Below are 16891 nucleotides of genomic sequence, written 5' to 3' on the forward strand. Positions count from 1 at the left end.
CGCATGTCGGGCCGGTTGGCAATCCCAGGACGCAGTGACCTTGCAGCGCCATGCGGAGCATCGTCAAAGGGCATTTGGCTACGGCTCTCCTCAAGGGGGCGATGGCAGGTCTCGACGAGGGTATCGTCCTACTCTTCGCACCGTCAAGAAACCCGCATTAACTTACGTGAACCACGGGGCGCCGCTCCTGCTGCGGAATCGCGCGGCGCAACACTTCATGCGTCAACGGTGCGGTATCGCCTTCGCCCAGGAAGAGGAAACGCATGATGTTCACGGCGGGACTGACTTCTGTCCAGCGGAAGTACACGTGAGGAACTTTGCCGGTGCGTTGCTCCAGATAGATCAATAGCGCTGCAATCGAATTGGCAACCACAGGACTACGTGCGCTCAGAATGCGATGCCGTCCCACGCGGCGTCCCGTGACCTGAAGTGTTTCGGAGAAGTCAGACGCATCGCCGCGAATCACCTCAAAGAAGAACATGCATTCCATGTTCGAGAGGTTGTGAAAGTGCCGAATCTTCCAATCGGCCACATCCAGCAGCTGTATGGAATCTCCTGCTTCCGGGCCACGCGCCACCAGGCGGATGATCTGGTCCACGTCTTCTTGCAGAATGGCTTCTGCTTCAGCATCCAACTCGACTTCGGAGATGCGAAGCTCCGTCGAACGAAATGCGCGTGAGACGAATGAAGAAAACAAAATGGACGCGATGAAGATGGAAGAGATCTTTAGACCTTCAGGCCGTTCGATAATGTTCGCAATAGTCGTGTAGGTGAAGATGGCTGTGGTTGCCATGAACACATAACGCAGCCGTTTCACCTGCACATTGAGCATTACGGCCACGGAAGCAGACGTGATGAGCACCAACACGCCGGTCGCATAAGCGCCGCCCTGCGCATCCACGTCGGCATGGAACAGCACAGTCACCAGCGTTGCAATGCCCATGAACACCAGCACCAACGGACGCGATGCGCGTGCCCATTCCGGAGCCATTCCGAACTTTGGCAGATAACGTGGAATCAGGTTCAGCAGTCCTGCCATAGCGGAAGCCCCGGCAAAGCCAAGGATCAGGATCGTGCTGATGTCGTAAGCGGTACCAATGACGTTTCCGGCATAGTGATGAGCCAGCCACGCCATGGCGCGTCCGTTTGCGTCTCCACCTTCGCGAAAGGCAGCCGGCGGAATCAGCACCGTCGTAATGACGCTGGTGGCGATCAGGAACACGCTCATGATTGCGGCCGCTGTCACCAGTAGATGGCGTGCATTCCGAATCCGCTCTTCCTGGTCCTTCGCTTTGATGAGCGGCATAACAGCAACGCCGGTTTCAAATCCCGAGAGGCCCAGCGCCAACCGAGGGAACAGCAGCAAGGCAATACCGATCATCATCCACGGACTCTGATGTCGGTGGGCAATGGCCATGCGCCAGCCGTGCAACGTCTCAGGATGATGGAGAATCTCTCGCACGCCTGCGACTACAACCACCGCATTCAATAGCAGGTAGGTGCCCACCAGCAACACCGCAACACCGATCGCTTCCTTGAATCCCTTCAGAAAGATGCCGCTAAGAATCGCCAGAATCAGCAGCGTCACTAGCACCTGATGATCGATCCACGCGGGCATTAGTGGGTTATGGATCAAGTGGGCCGCGCCGTCGGCTGCGGACAGCGTCATGGTGATGATGAAGTCCGTCGTGGCAAACCCCAACAGGATCAGCACGAAGATCTTGCCGAACCAGGCAGGAAACAGCGACTGCAGCATCGCAATGGAGCCCTGACCATATGGGCTCGCCTGGCAGACGCGCCGATAGATAGGCAATGCAGCGAAGAGTGTCACGAGAACCAGCACCAGCGTCGCCAGCGGAGACAGAACACCGGCGGCCAGAAAGGCAATGCCCGGTTGATATCCCAGCGTGGAGAAGTAATCCACGCCGGTCAGGCACATCACTCGCCACCAGGGATTTTGCTCCTCTGGTTCGTGCGCGCTCGGTACGTTCAGGTCGGCCAGCAGCCAGTCAGCAAAGCTCATGAATTGTTCGGAGTACCCAGCCAAGTATAAGGTTGGTTTCGAATTAGGCTACCCCGCGGCAGGTTCCGGCGTACTTTCTACCAACGATTTACCGTCCATTTGCAATTGGCCGCCGCAGTTTGCGCTACGCTGATTGCGGGTACCGCCTGTAACCGGGGTACAGGGAGATTGCAAAACGCGTGAGCCAGACTATCTTCTTGCTGGAAGACGATGCGGATATTAGCCGGTTAGTCCGCTACCAATTGGAGGCGAACGGATTCATCGTCCAGGCCTTTGCGAATGCCGGTGAAGTGCTTCCGGCTGCTGAACGGAAGGCCCCTGGGCTGTTCCTGTTGGATATCATGGTGCCCGGTGGCGACGGTCTCGATCTATGCCGCCGACTCCGCATGAATCCTGCTCTGAGCTCCGTGCCGGTGATTTTCCTGACCGCACTTGCTTCTGAGAGTGATCGTGTCCATGGTCTGGAACTGGGTGCTGATGACTACATCACCAAGCCCTTCAGCACGCGCGAGCTTCTGGCCCGCGTAAAGGCTGTGCTGCGCCGCTTTGAGCGTCACGAGCCCGCAGAAACCATCCGCATGGGCGACATTGAGATTGATAGCGGCGCCATGCAGCTTCGCGTGCGCGGAGAAGTGGTGACCACCACCGCAACGGAGTTCCGTCTGCTGGATTACCTCGCTCGCCATCCCGGACGCGTCTTCAGCCGCGATCAGTTGCTGGACGCCGTATGGGGCGATGCGCGCTTCGTTACGCCGCGTTCTGTGGACGTATACGTGCGCCGTATCCGCGAGAAGATTGAGGACGACGCAGAAGATCCGCGTTACCTGAAGACCATGCGCGGTGCAGGCTATCGCTTTGAGCGTCCGGATCGCATTGCCCAGACGCTGACTGCGGCCACTGTTACGGAATAAGAACGTAGACTCCGTACGTGACGCGTCCACTTCACAATCCGCTGGTAGCACTGTTGCTGGCCCTGCTGGCGGGTGTTGCGCTCCTCTTGTTGGTGGCGCAGCATCCCGGCTTGCTGTGGCTTGCTGCGGTTGTCTTCGTCGCCGTCTGTCTGCTTTGCGGCATGGCGGTGCGGAGCGGGATGCTGCGTCGCGCGGAGGCAGCTGCCAAGGCTGTTGAGCAGATCGGTGCCGTACCAGCCCAGCAGATTTCGACTGGTTCTGCGGAGTCGATTCGTATCCTGCAACCCGTCTTTTCCGCCGTAAGAAGTTCCGCGGAAGCCGTGGATCGCGATCGCGAACGCCTGCTGGAAAGCCGCCATCAGTTGGAAGTGCTTCTGGAAGGCATGCAGGACGCTGTGCTCGGTCTGGACGCAGCGGGCCGCGTGCAGTGGAGCAATGCTGCTTTGCAGCGACTCATGCAGCGCGAGGGCCCCGGTGTCTCCGTGCGTCACGGACGCGCGTTGGTACACACCTTCCGCGACCCCGCAGTGCTGGCTTGCGTGCAGGGAACGCTCGACAACGGAACCACGCAGGAATGCCGCAGCGAACTGCTGCTGCATGGCAGCATCTTCCATGTGACGGCGTCGCCGCTGCCCGGCGGTGGAGCTGTCGTCGTGTTGCGCGATACCACGCGGTTTGAAGCCGTGGAGCGACAGCAGCGCGACTTCGTAGCCAACGTCTCGCATGAATTGCGTACACCGCTGACCTCCATCGTTGGTTACGTGGAAACCGTTCTGGATACCGAACCGCTGTCGCCTGCAGCGAACGAGTTCCTTGAGACGGTATTAAAGAATGCCTCACGCATGCACCGCCTGACGGAAGACCTGCTGATGCTGGCGAAGGTAGAGCGTGGTGACGTCATCCTGGAGCCTCTGCCCATCTCTGCAGAACTCCTCGTACGCGACGCACTTGTGACCGTTTCCGGCGCCCCCTATGCTGAAGATGCGAAGCTCGAGATCGGCGAAATCACTGAGCAGCGTGTCATGGCTGACGAACACGCAGTACTTCAGGTGCTGGGTAATCTGTTGGAGAACGCGCTGAAGTATTCCTCCGGTATGGATCGCGTGCCGCATGTGATCGTCAGCGCGCGCCCCGTGGAGAATGCGGTGCAGTTCTCCGTGCAGGACTTCGGCCCCGGTATCCCGTCCGAACATCTGCCACGTCTCTTTGAGCGTTTTTACCGCGTCGAAAAAGCGCGTTCACGCGAAAAGGGGGGCACCGGTTTGGGCCTTTCCATCGCCAAACAGCTCATCGAGCAACACGGCGGCCGCATCTGGGTAGAGAGCGATCTGGGCAAGGGAAGCACCTTCCTGTTTACGCTTCCACTGCCCTCGTAAGCACCACGCAGGATTGCCGTTAACTTTCTAAGCGCTCCCCGGCGCGCATTGACACTCCATTCATGCTTCTCGGGTACTCTTGATGCACGGATTCGTGTGCATTCCGTGGCTGGAGCGGAAGCGTGGGCGTTGCTATTGCCGTTGACAATTTGAATGCGTGGTACGGCAAGACCCACACGCTGAAGGGCATCACGCTGGAGATTGCGGCAAACTCCGCAACGGCGCTGATCGGACCTTCCGGCTGCGGCAAAAGCACGTTTGTACGTTGCCTGAATCGTCTCCATGAAACGGCTCCGAACGCCCGAGTCGAGGGCACCATCCGTATCGGCGACGAAGATATCTACGACGACGCTTCGCCTGTCGAAGTGCGCCGCCGCGTCGGCATGGTCTTCCAGCGGCCCAACCCGTTTCCCACCATGTCCATCTATGAGAATGTGGCGGCAGGCTTGCGGCTGGGCGGCGTCGCCAAGCGCGCGGAACTGGATGAAGTGGTGGAGCGGTCACTGCGCCAGGCGGCTCTATGGGACGAGGTAAAAGATCACCTCCGCACCAAGAGTGGCGCCAGTCTTTCCGGTGGCCAGCAGCAGCGTTTGTGCATTGCACGCGCACTTGCAGTAGACCCGGAAGTGCTGCTGATGGACGAACCAGCCAGCGCGCTCGATCCCGTTTCGACGGGCAAAATCGAAGATTTGATCTTTGAGCTGAAGGACGATTACACCATCGTCATAGTCACGCACAGCATGCAGCAGGCGGCGCGCGTGGCAGAAGATACCGGCTTCTTTCTTTCGGGGGAACTGGTCGAGTTCGACAAGACCGACCGCATCTTCACCAACCCGCGCGACAAACGAACCGAGGATTACATTACAGGGAGGTTCGGCTAACGATGCGCAAACGCTTTCATCAATCGCTGGACGAACTGAAGGAAAAACTGCTGGTGATGGCAGGCTTTGCAGAGCAGGCCATCCAGCGTTCCATTGAGGCGTACCGCACGCGCGACCCCGAACTGGTGGAGCTTGTGCGCCGCAGCGAACCCGCCATCAACCGTCTCGAACGCGAGATCGACTCCACCGCGCTGGACCTGCTTGCCATGGAACAGCCCATGGCCGTGGACCTGCGCTTCATCCTGTCCGTCATCCGCATCAACGGCGATCTGGAACGTGTCGGCGATCTGGCTGTGAACATCGCTCTCCGCGCCGGTGAGACGAATGATCTGCAACCAGTGGATCTGCCGGTCGACATTCCGCGCATGGGAACGCTCGCAGCAGCCATGATTCGCAAGGCGCTGGAAGCGTTCATTGACGGAGATGCGCAGCTAGCCGAAAACGTGCTGGCATTGGACGACGAGGTCGACAAGCTGAACTCTGCTGCCTTCCACGCGCTCTCCAACGTGATCCGCAATCAGCCGCAGTACACCTCGCAGGCGCTGCATGCCATGCTGATTGCACGCAATCTGGAACGCGTAGGAGATCACGCCACAAACATTGCGGAAGATGTCATTTTCTGGGTCAAGGGACGCGACATCCGTCACGCAGCGCCCGCGGCATAAAGCGAACTAGTCGGTTTCAGGACGCGTCTGCAGCGGAATATAAGGCCCGCGTGCAGAAGTGTGTGCGCGACGTGTAATGTGCGGCGTCACCAGCAGCACCAGTTCGCCGGTAGACTTGCTGCCGTTCTTGTTCGTGGTGCTCTGGAATCCCGGAAGCTCGCTCAGGCCAGGAAGACCGGTAACCGCAGCCGTCTCCGAACTGGTGGTTTGGCTCACCATCATCACCGTATCGCCATCATGTACGGTCAGGTCCGAAGAGAACTGTCTGCTTGCCAGGATCGGGATGCCGTTCAGTGACGATCCCGCAAGAGCGCTGATCTTCACCTCAAGATGTGTGGTGATGTCACCTGTCCACTGAATCTTCGGGTTCGCCGTCACGGTGATTCCAAGGTCTTCATACTGAACCTGCGGGATAACGGAACCGTTGCTGAGCGAACTGGACCCCAGATACTGCGACAGCAGGCTGGAAAGGCTGACACCGTTTACCGATGTGTTGGCCGCAGAAGTACTGCTGGCAATGTCGCTGTAAAGAGACGTCTGGATGGGATAACGCATGCCAGCCTTGAAGATGGCGTTCTGCATGTTGCCAGCCCGTATCTGTACATCTTCCAGTGTGCGAGCATCGCTGGTGCTCAAAGCCAGGTTGATCGTCGGAGCATTCCCGGTGGTAACGCCAGTCGTCGTCGATCCTCCACCAAAGACAAAAAACGTATTCGTCAACGCAGTGGAACCGCTCACTCCGGCCACAAAGACGAGATAGGCAGCGATCGCCACGTTGCTGGTTCCGGATGGAATGACACCGTTGGCAATGAGTTGTTCCACCAGCGAACTGTTCGCAGAGATGATGTTCTGCGCCTCTGTCGCCAGGTTGTAAGCAGTGAAGGAACTCGGCAGCACGACACCAAGGTTCCGTGCACGCGAATGGTCCACGGAGTAGACCTTCACATCGAACACAACGTCGCTCTGGCCGCCCATCAGGTCAGTGAAGATGCGCTCGGCGGCATCTGCAAGGTCTGCCGGACCACGCACCACGATGGCGTTCTGCGCCGCATCTACGCTGACTTTTTCAATCCTCAGAATGGTCTGCGCAATGCTCACAAAGTCCTTGAGCTGATCGGCCGCATATCCAGGAAAAAAATAGGCTTCCTCTACCATGTGTTCATAGCGCTGATGATTTAACTGGGTGTCCTGCGCCAGCAAAATCGTGTGCTCATCCAGTGGCACAAACATGGTGTCGCTAACCAATCCCAACACCTGCATGGCTTCGGCGAAGTTGGCATTATCCACGTCGATGCGATAGTCCTTCGTCGGCATATCCGGATCAAACGCCACGCGCAGGCCATAATCGCGAGCAACCGTCTCCGCCAGCGAGCGGATACTTCCGCGCTGGTGGTAGCTGTGCCGAGAGGCATTGTGCAGTAGCACGATGCTGGCAGCCAATCGCTCGGTCCGAATCGGGTGCAGATCGACCGGGGGGGCGTGTTGTGCAACGGCAGGATTCGTCGCATCCAGCGATCGTGCTTGAGCCACCAGCGCATCTGCACCAGCGGGATCCGTCGACCGCTCTTTCGCGGCTTCGTGCAACAGATCGGTCACGTGATGCTCGCGCGCCAGCAGCAATGCCTGCACGTACTCGCTGCGCAGAGGATTGCGCTCTACGGCCTGCGCAAAGAGTTTCTCAGCCTGAGGGAAGTGGCCATTCGCCAGTTCCTTCGCTCCGGCAAGATATGCTTTTTCTGCCGTGTCACGGTCCTTTTGGGAAGGTTCTTTCGGCTTTCTTGCCGCAGGTTCCTGGGAGTCAGGGGGCAGATTGGGAGTCTGCTGCGCAAGCGCGGTGCGGGCGGAAAACGGCGCAACAGCGCAAACGCCCGCCAGCAGACCGCCAGAAATCAGCTTGGATGCAGTGACCACTGCTTGGTTAGACGTAGCTCAACGGACGCGGGCGATCGTCTGCAGCCGGGGCGTGCCAACTGCTCGTTCGCTGCGTGCCGGACGCTTCAGGCCGTTGCGAATCTGCGCGGTGTCCATGTTCAGCTCCGCCAGCGTACGGCTCAGCGTGTTGCGGTGCATGCCCAGTTCTTCAGCGCTCTTGCACTGGTTGCCGCGATGGTTGATGAGTACCTGTAGCAGGTAACGGCGCTTGAATTCGCGGACAGCGTCTTCATACGAAATGCCATCGGCGTGCATTTGTGCCACCAGTGCGTCCAGTTCGCGCTTCACTCGTACTTACCTCGCTCAGATGGCATGGTGCGGACTATGGCGGGCGTCCACTCGCCTGCAGCCGTCCTGGCATGGGTTAGCCAATCGGTTGCGGAGAGTCTCCTGCCAAAGTCACGCGGCACAACGAAGGATATCCCATGTGCGGCCGGAAGCAAATAGGGAAGCAGCAAAGATGTTTGCGCCGCAGGTACATTCCCCAGAAACGGAGCCACCGGCAACAATAACGCTGCCAGCAGCAGGATACCCCGCGCAAAGCCGAAACACGCCCCGCCCAACCGGTCCAGAAAGCCCAGTCCGACGGCAGAACAGGCTCCGCGCAGCAGCCTTCCCAGCAGTGCCGCCAGAACAATTACCGCCACCAGAATCAGAACAAATGAGGCGACTTCCGCCAACGACGACTCCGTGATCCAACGGTGCAGCCATCCAGCCAGACGATGGCAGTACCAGAACGCCAGCAGCACACCCGCCAGAATCCCCACTAGCGAAACCACCGAACGTATCAGTCCGCGCATGAACGCCATCACGGTAGACACGGCCAGCACCAGTGCAATGCACCAGTCCAATGGGTTCATGTGCCCCAGTCCAGCCGCCGCGCCATGGAGAGCTTCGTTCATCGCTTTATTCCGGCAACTTCGCCTTGCCCGTAAGCTGCATAAACGCCTGCAGATACTTCAACCGCGTCTCGGTAACCACCTCTTCCGGCAACGACGGCGCAGGTGGCTGTTTGTCCCAATGAATCTCTTCCAGGTAGTCGCGCACATACTGCTTGTCGAACGAAGGCTGTGCGCCGCCGGGAGCATAGCCACTTGCGAGCCAGTAGCGCGACGAATCCGGTGTCAGCACTTCGTCGGCCAGCACCAGCATGTCGCTGCCATCCTTTGCCGGGACAAAGCCAAACTCAAACTTCGTATCGGCCAGAATCAGGCCTTTGTTCTCTGCGTACTTCGCCGCAGTGGTGTAAATCGACAGTGTCAGCGTACGCAGAGTCTCGGCGAGTTCGCCGCCCACTGAAGCCACCACCTGGTCAAACCCGATGTTTTCATCGTGTCCGGTATGGTTCTTCGCCGCAGGCGTAAAGATCGGCGTAGGCAAACGATCGCTTTCGCGCAGTCCCGCTGGCAGAGGAATCCCGCATACCTGACCGGTACGCTGATAATCCTTCCATCCCGAGCCGGAAAGGAAACCACGCGCCACGCACTCCACCTGCACCATCTTTGCCTTGTGCACGATCATGCTGCGGCCACGCAGATAGTTGCTGTACGGCTGCAGGTCGGCGGGATAATCACGCACGTCCGCAGTCAGCAAATGGTTCGGCACCAGGTTGCGCAGGTAATCAAACCAGAAGAGGGAGATCTGCGTAAGTACCTTGCCCTTGTCGGGGATCGTGCTGCCCAGCACGTGGTCAAACGCAGAGATGCGGTCGCTGGCAACAAACAGCAGCCGGTCCGGTCCGGCCTCATACAGATCTCGCACCTTACCGCTCAAAATCGGTTTCCGGTCGCCCAGTGGCAATTCACTCATACAGAACAGTTCATCACTTTGGCGCAAGGAGGGAAAGCCCCGTGTTTGAAGCAGCGAAAGAATGAACCAGAATTGTTACTTGTTCAGTTCCTCTTCCATGTTGTCCAACATGCGTTGCAGAAGCTGTTGTAGCGTCTCTACTTCCGCTTTCGTGAACCCCTGTAGCGAGATCTGCCGGCCTTCCATCAGGATGTTTCGCGCTGCCTCAGATCGTTTGAGTGCTCGTGGAGTCAACGAGATCAGGCTGCTGCGACCGTCTTTCGGGTCTGGTTTGCGGGCGATCAGGCCATCCCGTTCCATACGATTCAGAAGCTGCGCCATGGTCGGTTGCTCTACATGCAGCAGTGTTGCCAGCTCTCGCTGCGACATGGGGCCTCGTTGCTGCAAAGCGCCAAACACTGGCACCTGAGCCACGGCCAGATCCATCTCCTGCAGGCGCGGCTCCAGCCAGCGATTGCTCATACGAGCAATACGCTGGATAAGCTGTCCGGGATTGCCAGAAAATTTGGTTTCCATGAATCGTTCTCAATAAGAATAGTATCCTATGTAAATAGATAGGAGACTATGTAATGCCAAGCAGAATTGCGATTGTTGGTGGCGGACCCGGGGGATTAACACTCGCACGCATCCTCCATCAAAACGGCGTATCGGTCACTGTGCTGGAGCGCGAATCATCCTTTATCTACCGGCCACAAGGAGGTTCGCTGGATATACACGGCGACAGCGGTCAGATCGCCCTCGCAAAGGCTGGACTTACTGCGGAGTTTCAGCGCATCGCCCGCTATCAGGATCAGGAAGGACGCCTTTACGACAAGCAGGGAACCCTGCGCTTTTTGGAGCAGAGCACGGAAGGTGATCGCCCTGAAGTCGATCGTGGCCACCTGCGCCAGATGCTGCTGGATTCGCTGCCTGATGGGATCGTGCGCTGGAATCAGCATGTAATGGGCGTTGCGCCGCAGCAGGACGGAACATGTGATGTCCTGTTCGCCGACGGTTCACGCAAGCGTTATGACCTCGTTGTCGGAGCGGACGGCACATGGTCAAAAGTGCGTCCGGCACTATCAGCGGCACAGCCGGAGTACAGCGGAATTGCCTTTGTCGAGATGGGGATTCACGACATTGATCGCCGCCACCCAGCCATTGCAGAGCTTGTCGGACATGGCCTCACTTTTGCATTGGGCGACGGCATGGGCCTATTGATGCACCGCGACGCGAATGCGCATATCGGCTTCTACGCGGCTTTCAATGGCCCTGTCGACGTCTATGCAGGTAAGTCAGACGCGGAGATCCGCAACGCGCTGCTGGAGAAGTTTGCAAATTGGGGAAGCAATCTGACCAGCCTCATTGCGCAGAGTGACGATGTGGTGGCTGTACGCGGTATTTACTGGCTACCGCCGGGACATCGGCGGAAGCACGTTCCCGGCGTCACGCTGATTGGCGACGCCGCACACGTCATGAGTCCCTTCGGTGGAGACGGAGCAAACTTTGCGCTTCAGGATGCAGGGGAGTTGGCGGAAGTACTTATGCGCGACGATTGGCGAGAACGCCTTCCCGAATTTGAAGAGGCGATGGCAGCGCGTTGTGAAGGTCCAGCCGCTATGGCGAATGCGGCGATTCTCAAAGCCTTTGCACCCGATGGCTTCGAACACAGTTTTGCGACGATGCAGCAGCTTATGCCCACGGGCACAGTGTTTCCTGCCAAGTGATAGCGACGAGCGGTTATGCTACCGCTCGCCGTTCTGCCTTGTTCATGTTCACGCTGACGATCTTGCTCACGCCGGGCTCCTGCATGGTGACGCCGTAGATCAGGTCGGCTTCGCTCATGGTGCGCTTGTGGTGAGTGATGACCACGAACTGCGTTTCCTTGCTCATCTCGTGGATCAGGCGAGCGAAGCGGCCCACGTTCGTTTCGTCCAGCGGAGCATCCACTTCGTCCAGCACGCAGAAAGGGCTGGGCTGGAACTGGAAGATACCCACCAGCAACGACAGGGCAGTGAGTGCTTTCTCTCCACCGGAGAGCAGCAGCACGTTCTGCAGCTTCTTTCCCGGAGGCGATGCGATCAGATCGATGCCGCTCTCCGCAGAGTTCGATTCGTCGGTAAGCTTCATCATCGCCTGTCCGCCACCGAACAATTTCACGAACATGTCGGAGAAGTTCTTGTTGATGATGGCAAAGGCTTCGTCAAACTTCGTCTTGCTGATTTCGTCGATTTCCTTGATGGAGTTCTGCGTGTTTTCGATCGCGTCCAGCAAGTCCTTGCGCTGCGCCTCCAGGAAGCCGTGACGCTGTTCTGCTTCGGCAAACTCTTCCAGCGCCATCATGTTCACCGGGCCCATCGCTTCCAGCTTGCCCTTCAGGGTACGAGTTTCCTCCTCCGCTGCGTCGAGTGCTTCGGATGTGATGGCTTCAATGGTGGTGTCTGCACGAAGTTCTTCCGCAGGCACATTCAGATCATTCAGCGACTGCGCTTCCAGATGCTCAATCTCGCTGGACAGGCGTGCAATCTTCGCCTGCAATGTGGCGCGCTGTTCCCGCAGACCTTCAATCTCCGTACGCATGGTGCGAAGTGTGTTGTTCTTCTCTGCAATCTGCGCACGCAATGCCGACGCTTCCGCGGTCAGACGATTCGCCTCGGCATTCAACTGTTCACGCTGTGCCGTCAGTTCTTCCTGCTGGACCTGCAACGCGACCGTCTCTTCTTCACGACGAGCCTGCTCTGCAACAGCGCCTGCGTTCTGGCCTTCCAGGTGATGAATACGCTGCTGCGTGGTATTGCGCATGCGCTCGTTCTGCTCAAAGTTTGCAGAGGCATTGCGGCGGCGCTCTTCCAACCCGGCAAGTGCGGCAGCGGCTGCAGCAGCGGCGGATTGTGCTTCTTCACGTGCACGACGCAGATCGTCGGTGCGCAGCATCGCTTCGTTGATGCGCACTTCAATCGCTTCACGCTCAGCGGTAAGCTGTGCAGCCTCAGCCTGCTTGCGCTCAATCAATTCCTGCCGCTGTGTGCGTGCATCGCGATTGCGCTCCGTGTGCAGAGACCAATCCGCAAGGCGGCGTTCAATGCGCGCTGCTTCTGACTCCATCTGGCGCAGCGCAGCGCCGCTGTTAGCAGCTTCACGTTCCGCATCGCGACGTTCGTTGCTCTTCACTTCAATGGTTTGCTGCAGTTCCTGAATGTCGCGGGTGAGGGAAGCGACACCCACTTCGCTCTGTGACAGTTCTGCCTGCACGCCTTCCAGCTTCACCTGGATCTCGCGCAATTCCTGCTTCAATGCAAGCGGGCCACCAGACCGTGCCTTGCCGCCCGTGACGGTGACGTTGTGGAAGATCTCTCCCGAAGGCGCAAGGAAGAACGCTTCGGGATTCGTTACCGCAAGTTCACGCGCCGTATCGGCATCCGGTGCAATGTAGCCTTCGCGCAGCTTCGGCAGAATCACTTCCAGCGAGCGGCCAAAGCCATTCTGCACCTTGATGAAGTCCTTCAGCGGACGCGCTCCACGCAGATCGCTATGGACGCGGCTCTGCATACCGTCCATGTAAGTAGGCGCATGATCTTCGTGAACCAGGAAGGTGGCACGCCCATCGACGGAGGTCTTCAGCAGACCAATGCCTGCGTCCGCTGAATTCCAGTTCTTTACGACGACATAGTTCAGTTCGTCTTTGAGAAACTCGTCGACAACCAGGCCGTACTTGTCTTCCACTTCCAGAAAGTCTGCGAGTGTTCCCACCGGGGCAACAGTGCTGGCGATGTTGTTCGCCTTGAAGAGCTTCTTCACCGTGTCGCTGGAGTAGCTATGATCGCGGATGAGTGCTTCCAGCGAATTGCGGCGTCCTGTCAGCGTGGCTGCTTCCGCGCGCAGATGATCGCCCTTGCGGCGCGTCTCCATCTCCTCGTTGCGCTTGTTGCTTAGTTCAATGCGGAACTCTGCAATCTCCGCTTCCAGCCGCTTCAGGCGATCCGTGATGGACTCAAAGCTCATGCTCACCTGGCCACGCTGCTTACCCAGCGCATCCAGTTCGGCCTTAGCCTGTTCACTCTCTGAAACCAGCCGCTGCGCTTCGCGTTCGAGACCCGCGAGTGACTCTGCAGCTTGCGCCTCTTCACGATGCACATTGCTGATGCGCTGCATCAACTGCATCGAATGATGGCGTCCCTGTTGCGCATCGCGGTCCGCGGAGTTCACCTGCGCCTGCGCTTCATTCGCTTCCTGCTGACGATCCTGCGCCGTGTGGCGAGCCTCTTCCGTATCTGCAGTCGCGGTTTCAAGGAACTTCTGCAGGCCTTCGCGATCCGCAGCCAGCGCTTCCATCTGGTGCTTCAACTGCGCCAGTTCGTCGGTGCCGCTGGCAATGCGTGCAGCAAGATCCTGGATGCGGTCATGATTGCTGGCAATGCGCGATGTTGCGCGCTCCAGCTCAATGCGTGTCTCGTTGGTGCGGCTCTGCGCCACACGAATCTCTTCGTCCAGCTCATAGCCACGCGCCACGCTTGCAGAGTGCTCTGCATCCAGCGCTTCCAGCGAAGCCGCCTGGGCATCAATCGCCTCGGTCAGCTTCGCAACATTCGCTTCAGACGCATTGCGATCATCATCATGCTGCGAAAGACGTGAGCGGAGAACAATGCGCAGCTTGCCGCGCAGTTCATCGCGCATCTGACCATAGCGTTCTGCCTTTGCAGCCTGACGCTTCAGCGAAGCCATCTGCCGCGTAACTTCTTCGAAGATGTCATCCACGCGGGCCAGGTTCTGTTTGCTGGCTTCCAGTCGCAGTTCGGCAAGGCGCTTCTTCGTCTTGAAACGCGTGATGCCCGCAGCTTCTTCCAGAATGGAGCGGCGATCCAGCGGCTTCGACGACAGCAACTGACCGATGCGTTCCTGCCCAATGATGGCGTAGTTTTCGCCTGACAAACCGGTGCCGAAAAAGATGTCCTGAATGTCGCGCAAGCGGCAGATCTTGCCATTCAGCAGATACTCCGATTCACCGGAACGGAAAAGGCGACGCGTGATGGTGATCTCACCTGCACGCACCGGAGCGCGATTAAATTTGCGGCGACGAATTTTTAGAACAACAGGAGCAACGGGCTCACCGTTCTCGTCAGTGGTTGCATTCTGCGGAGCATCCACTTCAATTTCTTCAGAATCTTCGCCAGCAGGAATCGGTCCCGGCTGTGCTTCGGCAACTGCGGCCGCGGTATCAGCGGAGCGAGCATCGCGCTCCGATTGCTCGTCCCAATCATTCAGTTCCGCAGGACGATTGCCTAGGGATCCGATGCTGATGGCATCGCTGCTGTCATTGGAGTCGTACACATCAGGGTCAACCAGCGTCAGCGACACTTCCGCCATGCCGGTCGGCTTGCGGTCACGCGTTCCCGCGAAGATGACGTCTTCCATCTTGATGCCGCGGAGGCTCTTGGCACTCTGTTCGCCCAGCACCCAGGTGATGGCGTCAGAGATGTTCGATTTGCCACAGCCATTGGGGCCAACGATGGCGGCAATGCCATTCCCGCTGAGCTGAACGTCCGTGCGGTCGCAGAATGACTTGAAACCGAGAATCTGAACGCGCTTGAGCTTGAGCAAAAGGGAACCTCCAACGGCCGCCTCTGTGGACGGCATACCTGTTTGACTTGAGGCTATGCGTCCGCAGGGGCGGAATCAAGCGAGATACAGGGTCTATCTTGTGGATAAGGGGTCCCTAAACCCAACGGGAAGGGGTGCTCACGTATATACGGCATATTTCGGCTCCTGCACTAAATCCATCCGGGATTTGACTGAAAACAGAAGCAGGATGACGATTTCGGTTCGATAATCGGCATTCTTCTACGTCAAAACAGGCAGGAATCATGGTTCCTTAAAAGAGGGTTCTTCAGAATGCATACCTACACCTGATACATTGCTTGCATCTATTCAAGCCTGTGCGACCTACAGAAGCACGGTAGTGCTCTGAATTGAATACAGATCGAAAAAAGAACAGGGAGAGTTCGATGAAGAAGGCGTTTCTTGCCTCGATGCTGGCAGTTTCCTGCGTTTCCGCAGTAGCTGTGACACCGATGTTTGCCCAGGCAGCACAGGGACCTCAACTCTCGCAGGACGAATACGCGGATTACCAGAAGGTGATCACGGCAACCGACGGTGCCACCAAGGCCGCGGCTGCCGAGGCGTTCCTGACGAAGTATCCCGCGTCCACGGTGAAGAGCACCGTGTTGGAACAGTTGCTGGCTGGCTATGCTGCCGCGAACAATGCGCCCAAGGCGCTTGATGCCGCGGATCGTTTGCTTGCGGTTGACCCCAATAACATTCGCGCTCTGGCGCTTCAAACCAGCCTTCTGAAGGCGCAGGGCGATTCGGCAACGGATCCTGCTGCCAAGCAGGCTGCCTACGACAAGGCCGCTGATGCTGCCAGCAAGGGGCTGAAGGTAACCAAGCCCACTGCGGTTTCCGATGCTGACTGGACCGCCATCACCAAGCAGGTGACGCCGTACTTCTACTCGGCCATCGGTATCGATGCGTTGACGAAGAAGGACAGCGCAGGCGCAATCGCTGCTTACACGGCAGAACTGAAGTCGGTTGACCCGGCCGTGACCCAGCAGCCTGGCCCCATCCTTCAGGACACCTACTTCCTGGCACAGGCGTACTACACCAGCACCCCGCCGGACTACCTGAACTGCACGTTCTTTGCGACCCGCACCGCGACGTTCGCTCCGGACCAGTTCAAGGCACAGTTCCAGCCGCTGGCCACCTACTGCTACAAGAAGTTCCACGGCGCTGAAGACGGCTATGACGCGGTGAAGACCGCTGCTGCGGCCAGTGTCTTCCCGGCGCCGGAATTTGCTACCAGCGTCAAGCCGGCTCCAACCCCTGCCGATACGGTTGCGCAGGTGCTTGCCACCACCCCGGACGTCACCAAGCTCGCTCTGGCCGATGTGGAATACATCATTCAGAACGGTACGGCAGATCAGGCACAGAAGGTGTTTGACGGCTTCAAGGGCAAGGAAACCAAGGTTCCGGGTAAGGTTGTCAGCATCACTGACACCAACCTGCAGCTTGCTGTTTCCGATGACGCGAAGCAGGCAAATCCGCTGGCTGCTGACTTCACCATCACGCTGAAGGAAGCTCCAAAGACGGCTCCCGCTGTCGGTTCGGATGTCAACGTGGTTGCAACCTTTGATTCGTACACGCAGAAGCCCCTCATGATCACCATGACGGGTGGCGAGATTGATGCCCCCAAGCCGGCTGCGAAGCCCGCTCCGGCTCACCGGGCTGCTCCACGCCGCCGCTAGAACGATACAGCAGAACA

13 protein-coding genes are annotated in these 16891 nt (G+C 58.3%); 6 read left to right on the top strand and 7 right to left on the bottom strand.

All coding sequences use genetic code 11. The features are described 5' to 3' along the window. Positions 1-157 precede the first annotated feature (157 nt). On the bottom strand, positions 158-2023 hold the full coding sequence (locus JAO32_RS09605; RefSeq protein WP_334239692.1) for an amino acid transporter: 1866 nt from the start codon (positions 2021-2023) through the stop codon (positions 158-160). A 179-nt stretch (positions 2024-2202) separates the two neighbouring features. Here JAO32_RS09605 and JAO32_RS09610 point away from each other — a divergent pair, with 179 nt between their 5' ends. The 4 genes from JAO32_RS09610 (at position 2203) to phoU (ending at position 5856) form a co-directional block, all read left to right on the top strand. Beyond that, positions 2203-2934, top strand: coding sequence for a response regulator transcription factor (locus JAO32_RS09610; protein WP_334239694.1), 732 nt, complete (start codon positions 2203-2205; stop codon positions 2932-2934). A gap of 17 nt (positions 2935-2951) precedes the next feature. Then, on the top strand, positions 2952-4310 hold the full coding sequence (locus JAO32_RS09615; protein WP_334239696.1) for a sensor histidine kinase: 1359 nt from the start codon (positions 2952-2954) through the stop codon (positions 4308-4310). A 122-nt stretch (positions 4311-4432) separates the two neighbouring features. Then, positions 4433-5191 carry a phosphate ABC transporter ATP-binding protein PstB gene (gene pstB / locus JAO32_RS09620; RefSeq protein ID WP_334239698.1) on the top strand — a complete coding sequence of 253 codons (759 nt, stop codon included), beginning with the start codon at positions 4433-4435 and terminating at the stop codon, positions 5189-5191. A gap of 2 nt (positions 5192-5193) precedes the next feature. Then, the gene (phoU, locus tag JAO32_RS09625) at positions 5194-5856 is read left to right on the top strand and encodes a phosphate signaling complex protein PhoU (protein WP_334239700.1); all 663 of its coding nucleotides are present in this window, start codon (positions 5194-5196) and stop codon (positions 5854-5856) included. A gap of 6 nt (positions 5857-5862) precedes the next feature. Here the strand turns inward: phoU and JAO32_RS09630 are convergent, their stop codons facing one another. From JAO32_RS09630 to JAO32_RS09650, 5 genes are all read right to left on the bottom strand, one after another. Beyond that, positions 5863-7767: a hypothetical protein gene (locus tag JAO32_RS09630; RefSeq protein WP_334239702.1), complete on the bottom strand. Its 1905-nt coding sequence runs from the start codon at positions 7765-7767 to the stop codon at positions 5863-5865. A gap of 18 nt (positions 7768-7785) precedes the next feature. After that, entirely contained in the window at positions 7786-8076 is a 291-nt protein-coding gene (locus tag JAO32_RS09635; protein WP_334239704.1) for a helix-turn-helix domain-containing protein, read from the bottom strand. Next, positions 8073-8690: a CvpA family protein gene (locus JAO32_RS09640; protein WP_334239706.1), complete on the bottom strand. Its 618-nt coding sequence runs from the start codon at positions 8688-8690 to the stop codon at positions 8073-8075. Before JAO32_RS09640 ends, JAO32_RS09635 begins: the two co-directional genes overlap by 4 nt. 4 nt (positions 8691-8694) lie before the next feature. Then, entirely contained in the window at positions 8695-9597 is a 903-nt protein-coding gene (locus JAO32_RS09645) for a phosphoribosylaminoimidazolesuccinocarboxamide synthase (RefSeq protein ID WP_334239708.1), read from the bottom strand. A 75-nt stretch (positions 9598-9672) separates the two neighbouring features. After that, positions 9673-10113, bottom strand: coding sequence for a MarR family winged helix-turn-helix transcriptional regulator (locus JAO32_RS09650; protein ID WP_334239710.1), 441 nt, complete (start codon positions 10111-10113; stop codon positions 9673-9675). A 53-nt stretch (positions 10114-10166) separates the two neighbouring features. Between JAO32_RS09650 and JAO32_RS09655 the strand changes: the two genes are divergently transcribed. Beyond that, on the top strand, positions 10167-11303 hold the full coding sequence (locus JAO32_RS09655) for an FAD-dependent oxidoreductase (protein ID WP_334239711.1): 1137 nt from the start codon (positions 10167-10169) through the stop codon (positions 11301-11303). A gap of 13 nt (positions 11304-11316) precedes the next feature. On the opposite strand, the gene smc is transcribed toward JAO32_RS09655, so the two are convergent. Next, positions 11317-15174, bottom strand: coding sequence for a chromosome segregation protein SMC (gene smc / locus JAO32_RS09660; protein WP_334239714.1), 3858 nt, complete (start codon positions 15172-15174; stop codon positions 11317-11319). A gap of 404 nt (positions 15175-15578) precedes the next feature. Between smc and JAO32_RS09665 the strand changes: the two genes are divergently transcribed. Then, positions 15579-16874, top strand: a complete 1296-nt coding sequence (locus JAO32_RS09665) for a hypothetical protein (protein WP_334239716.1) — start codon at positions 15579-15581, stop codon at positions 16872-16874. The last annotated feature ends 17 nt before the right edge of the window (positions 16875-16891 follow it).

This window comes from Terriglobus sp. ADX1, assembly GCF_036877645.1.
Lineage (GTDB): Bacteria > Acidobacteriota > Terriglobia > Terriglobales > Acidobacteriaceae > Terriglobus.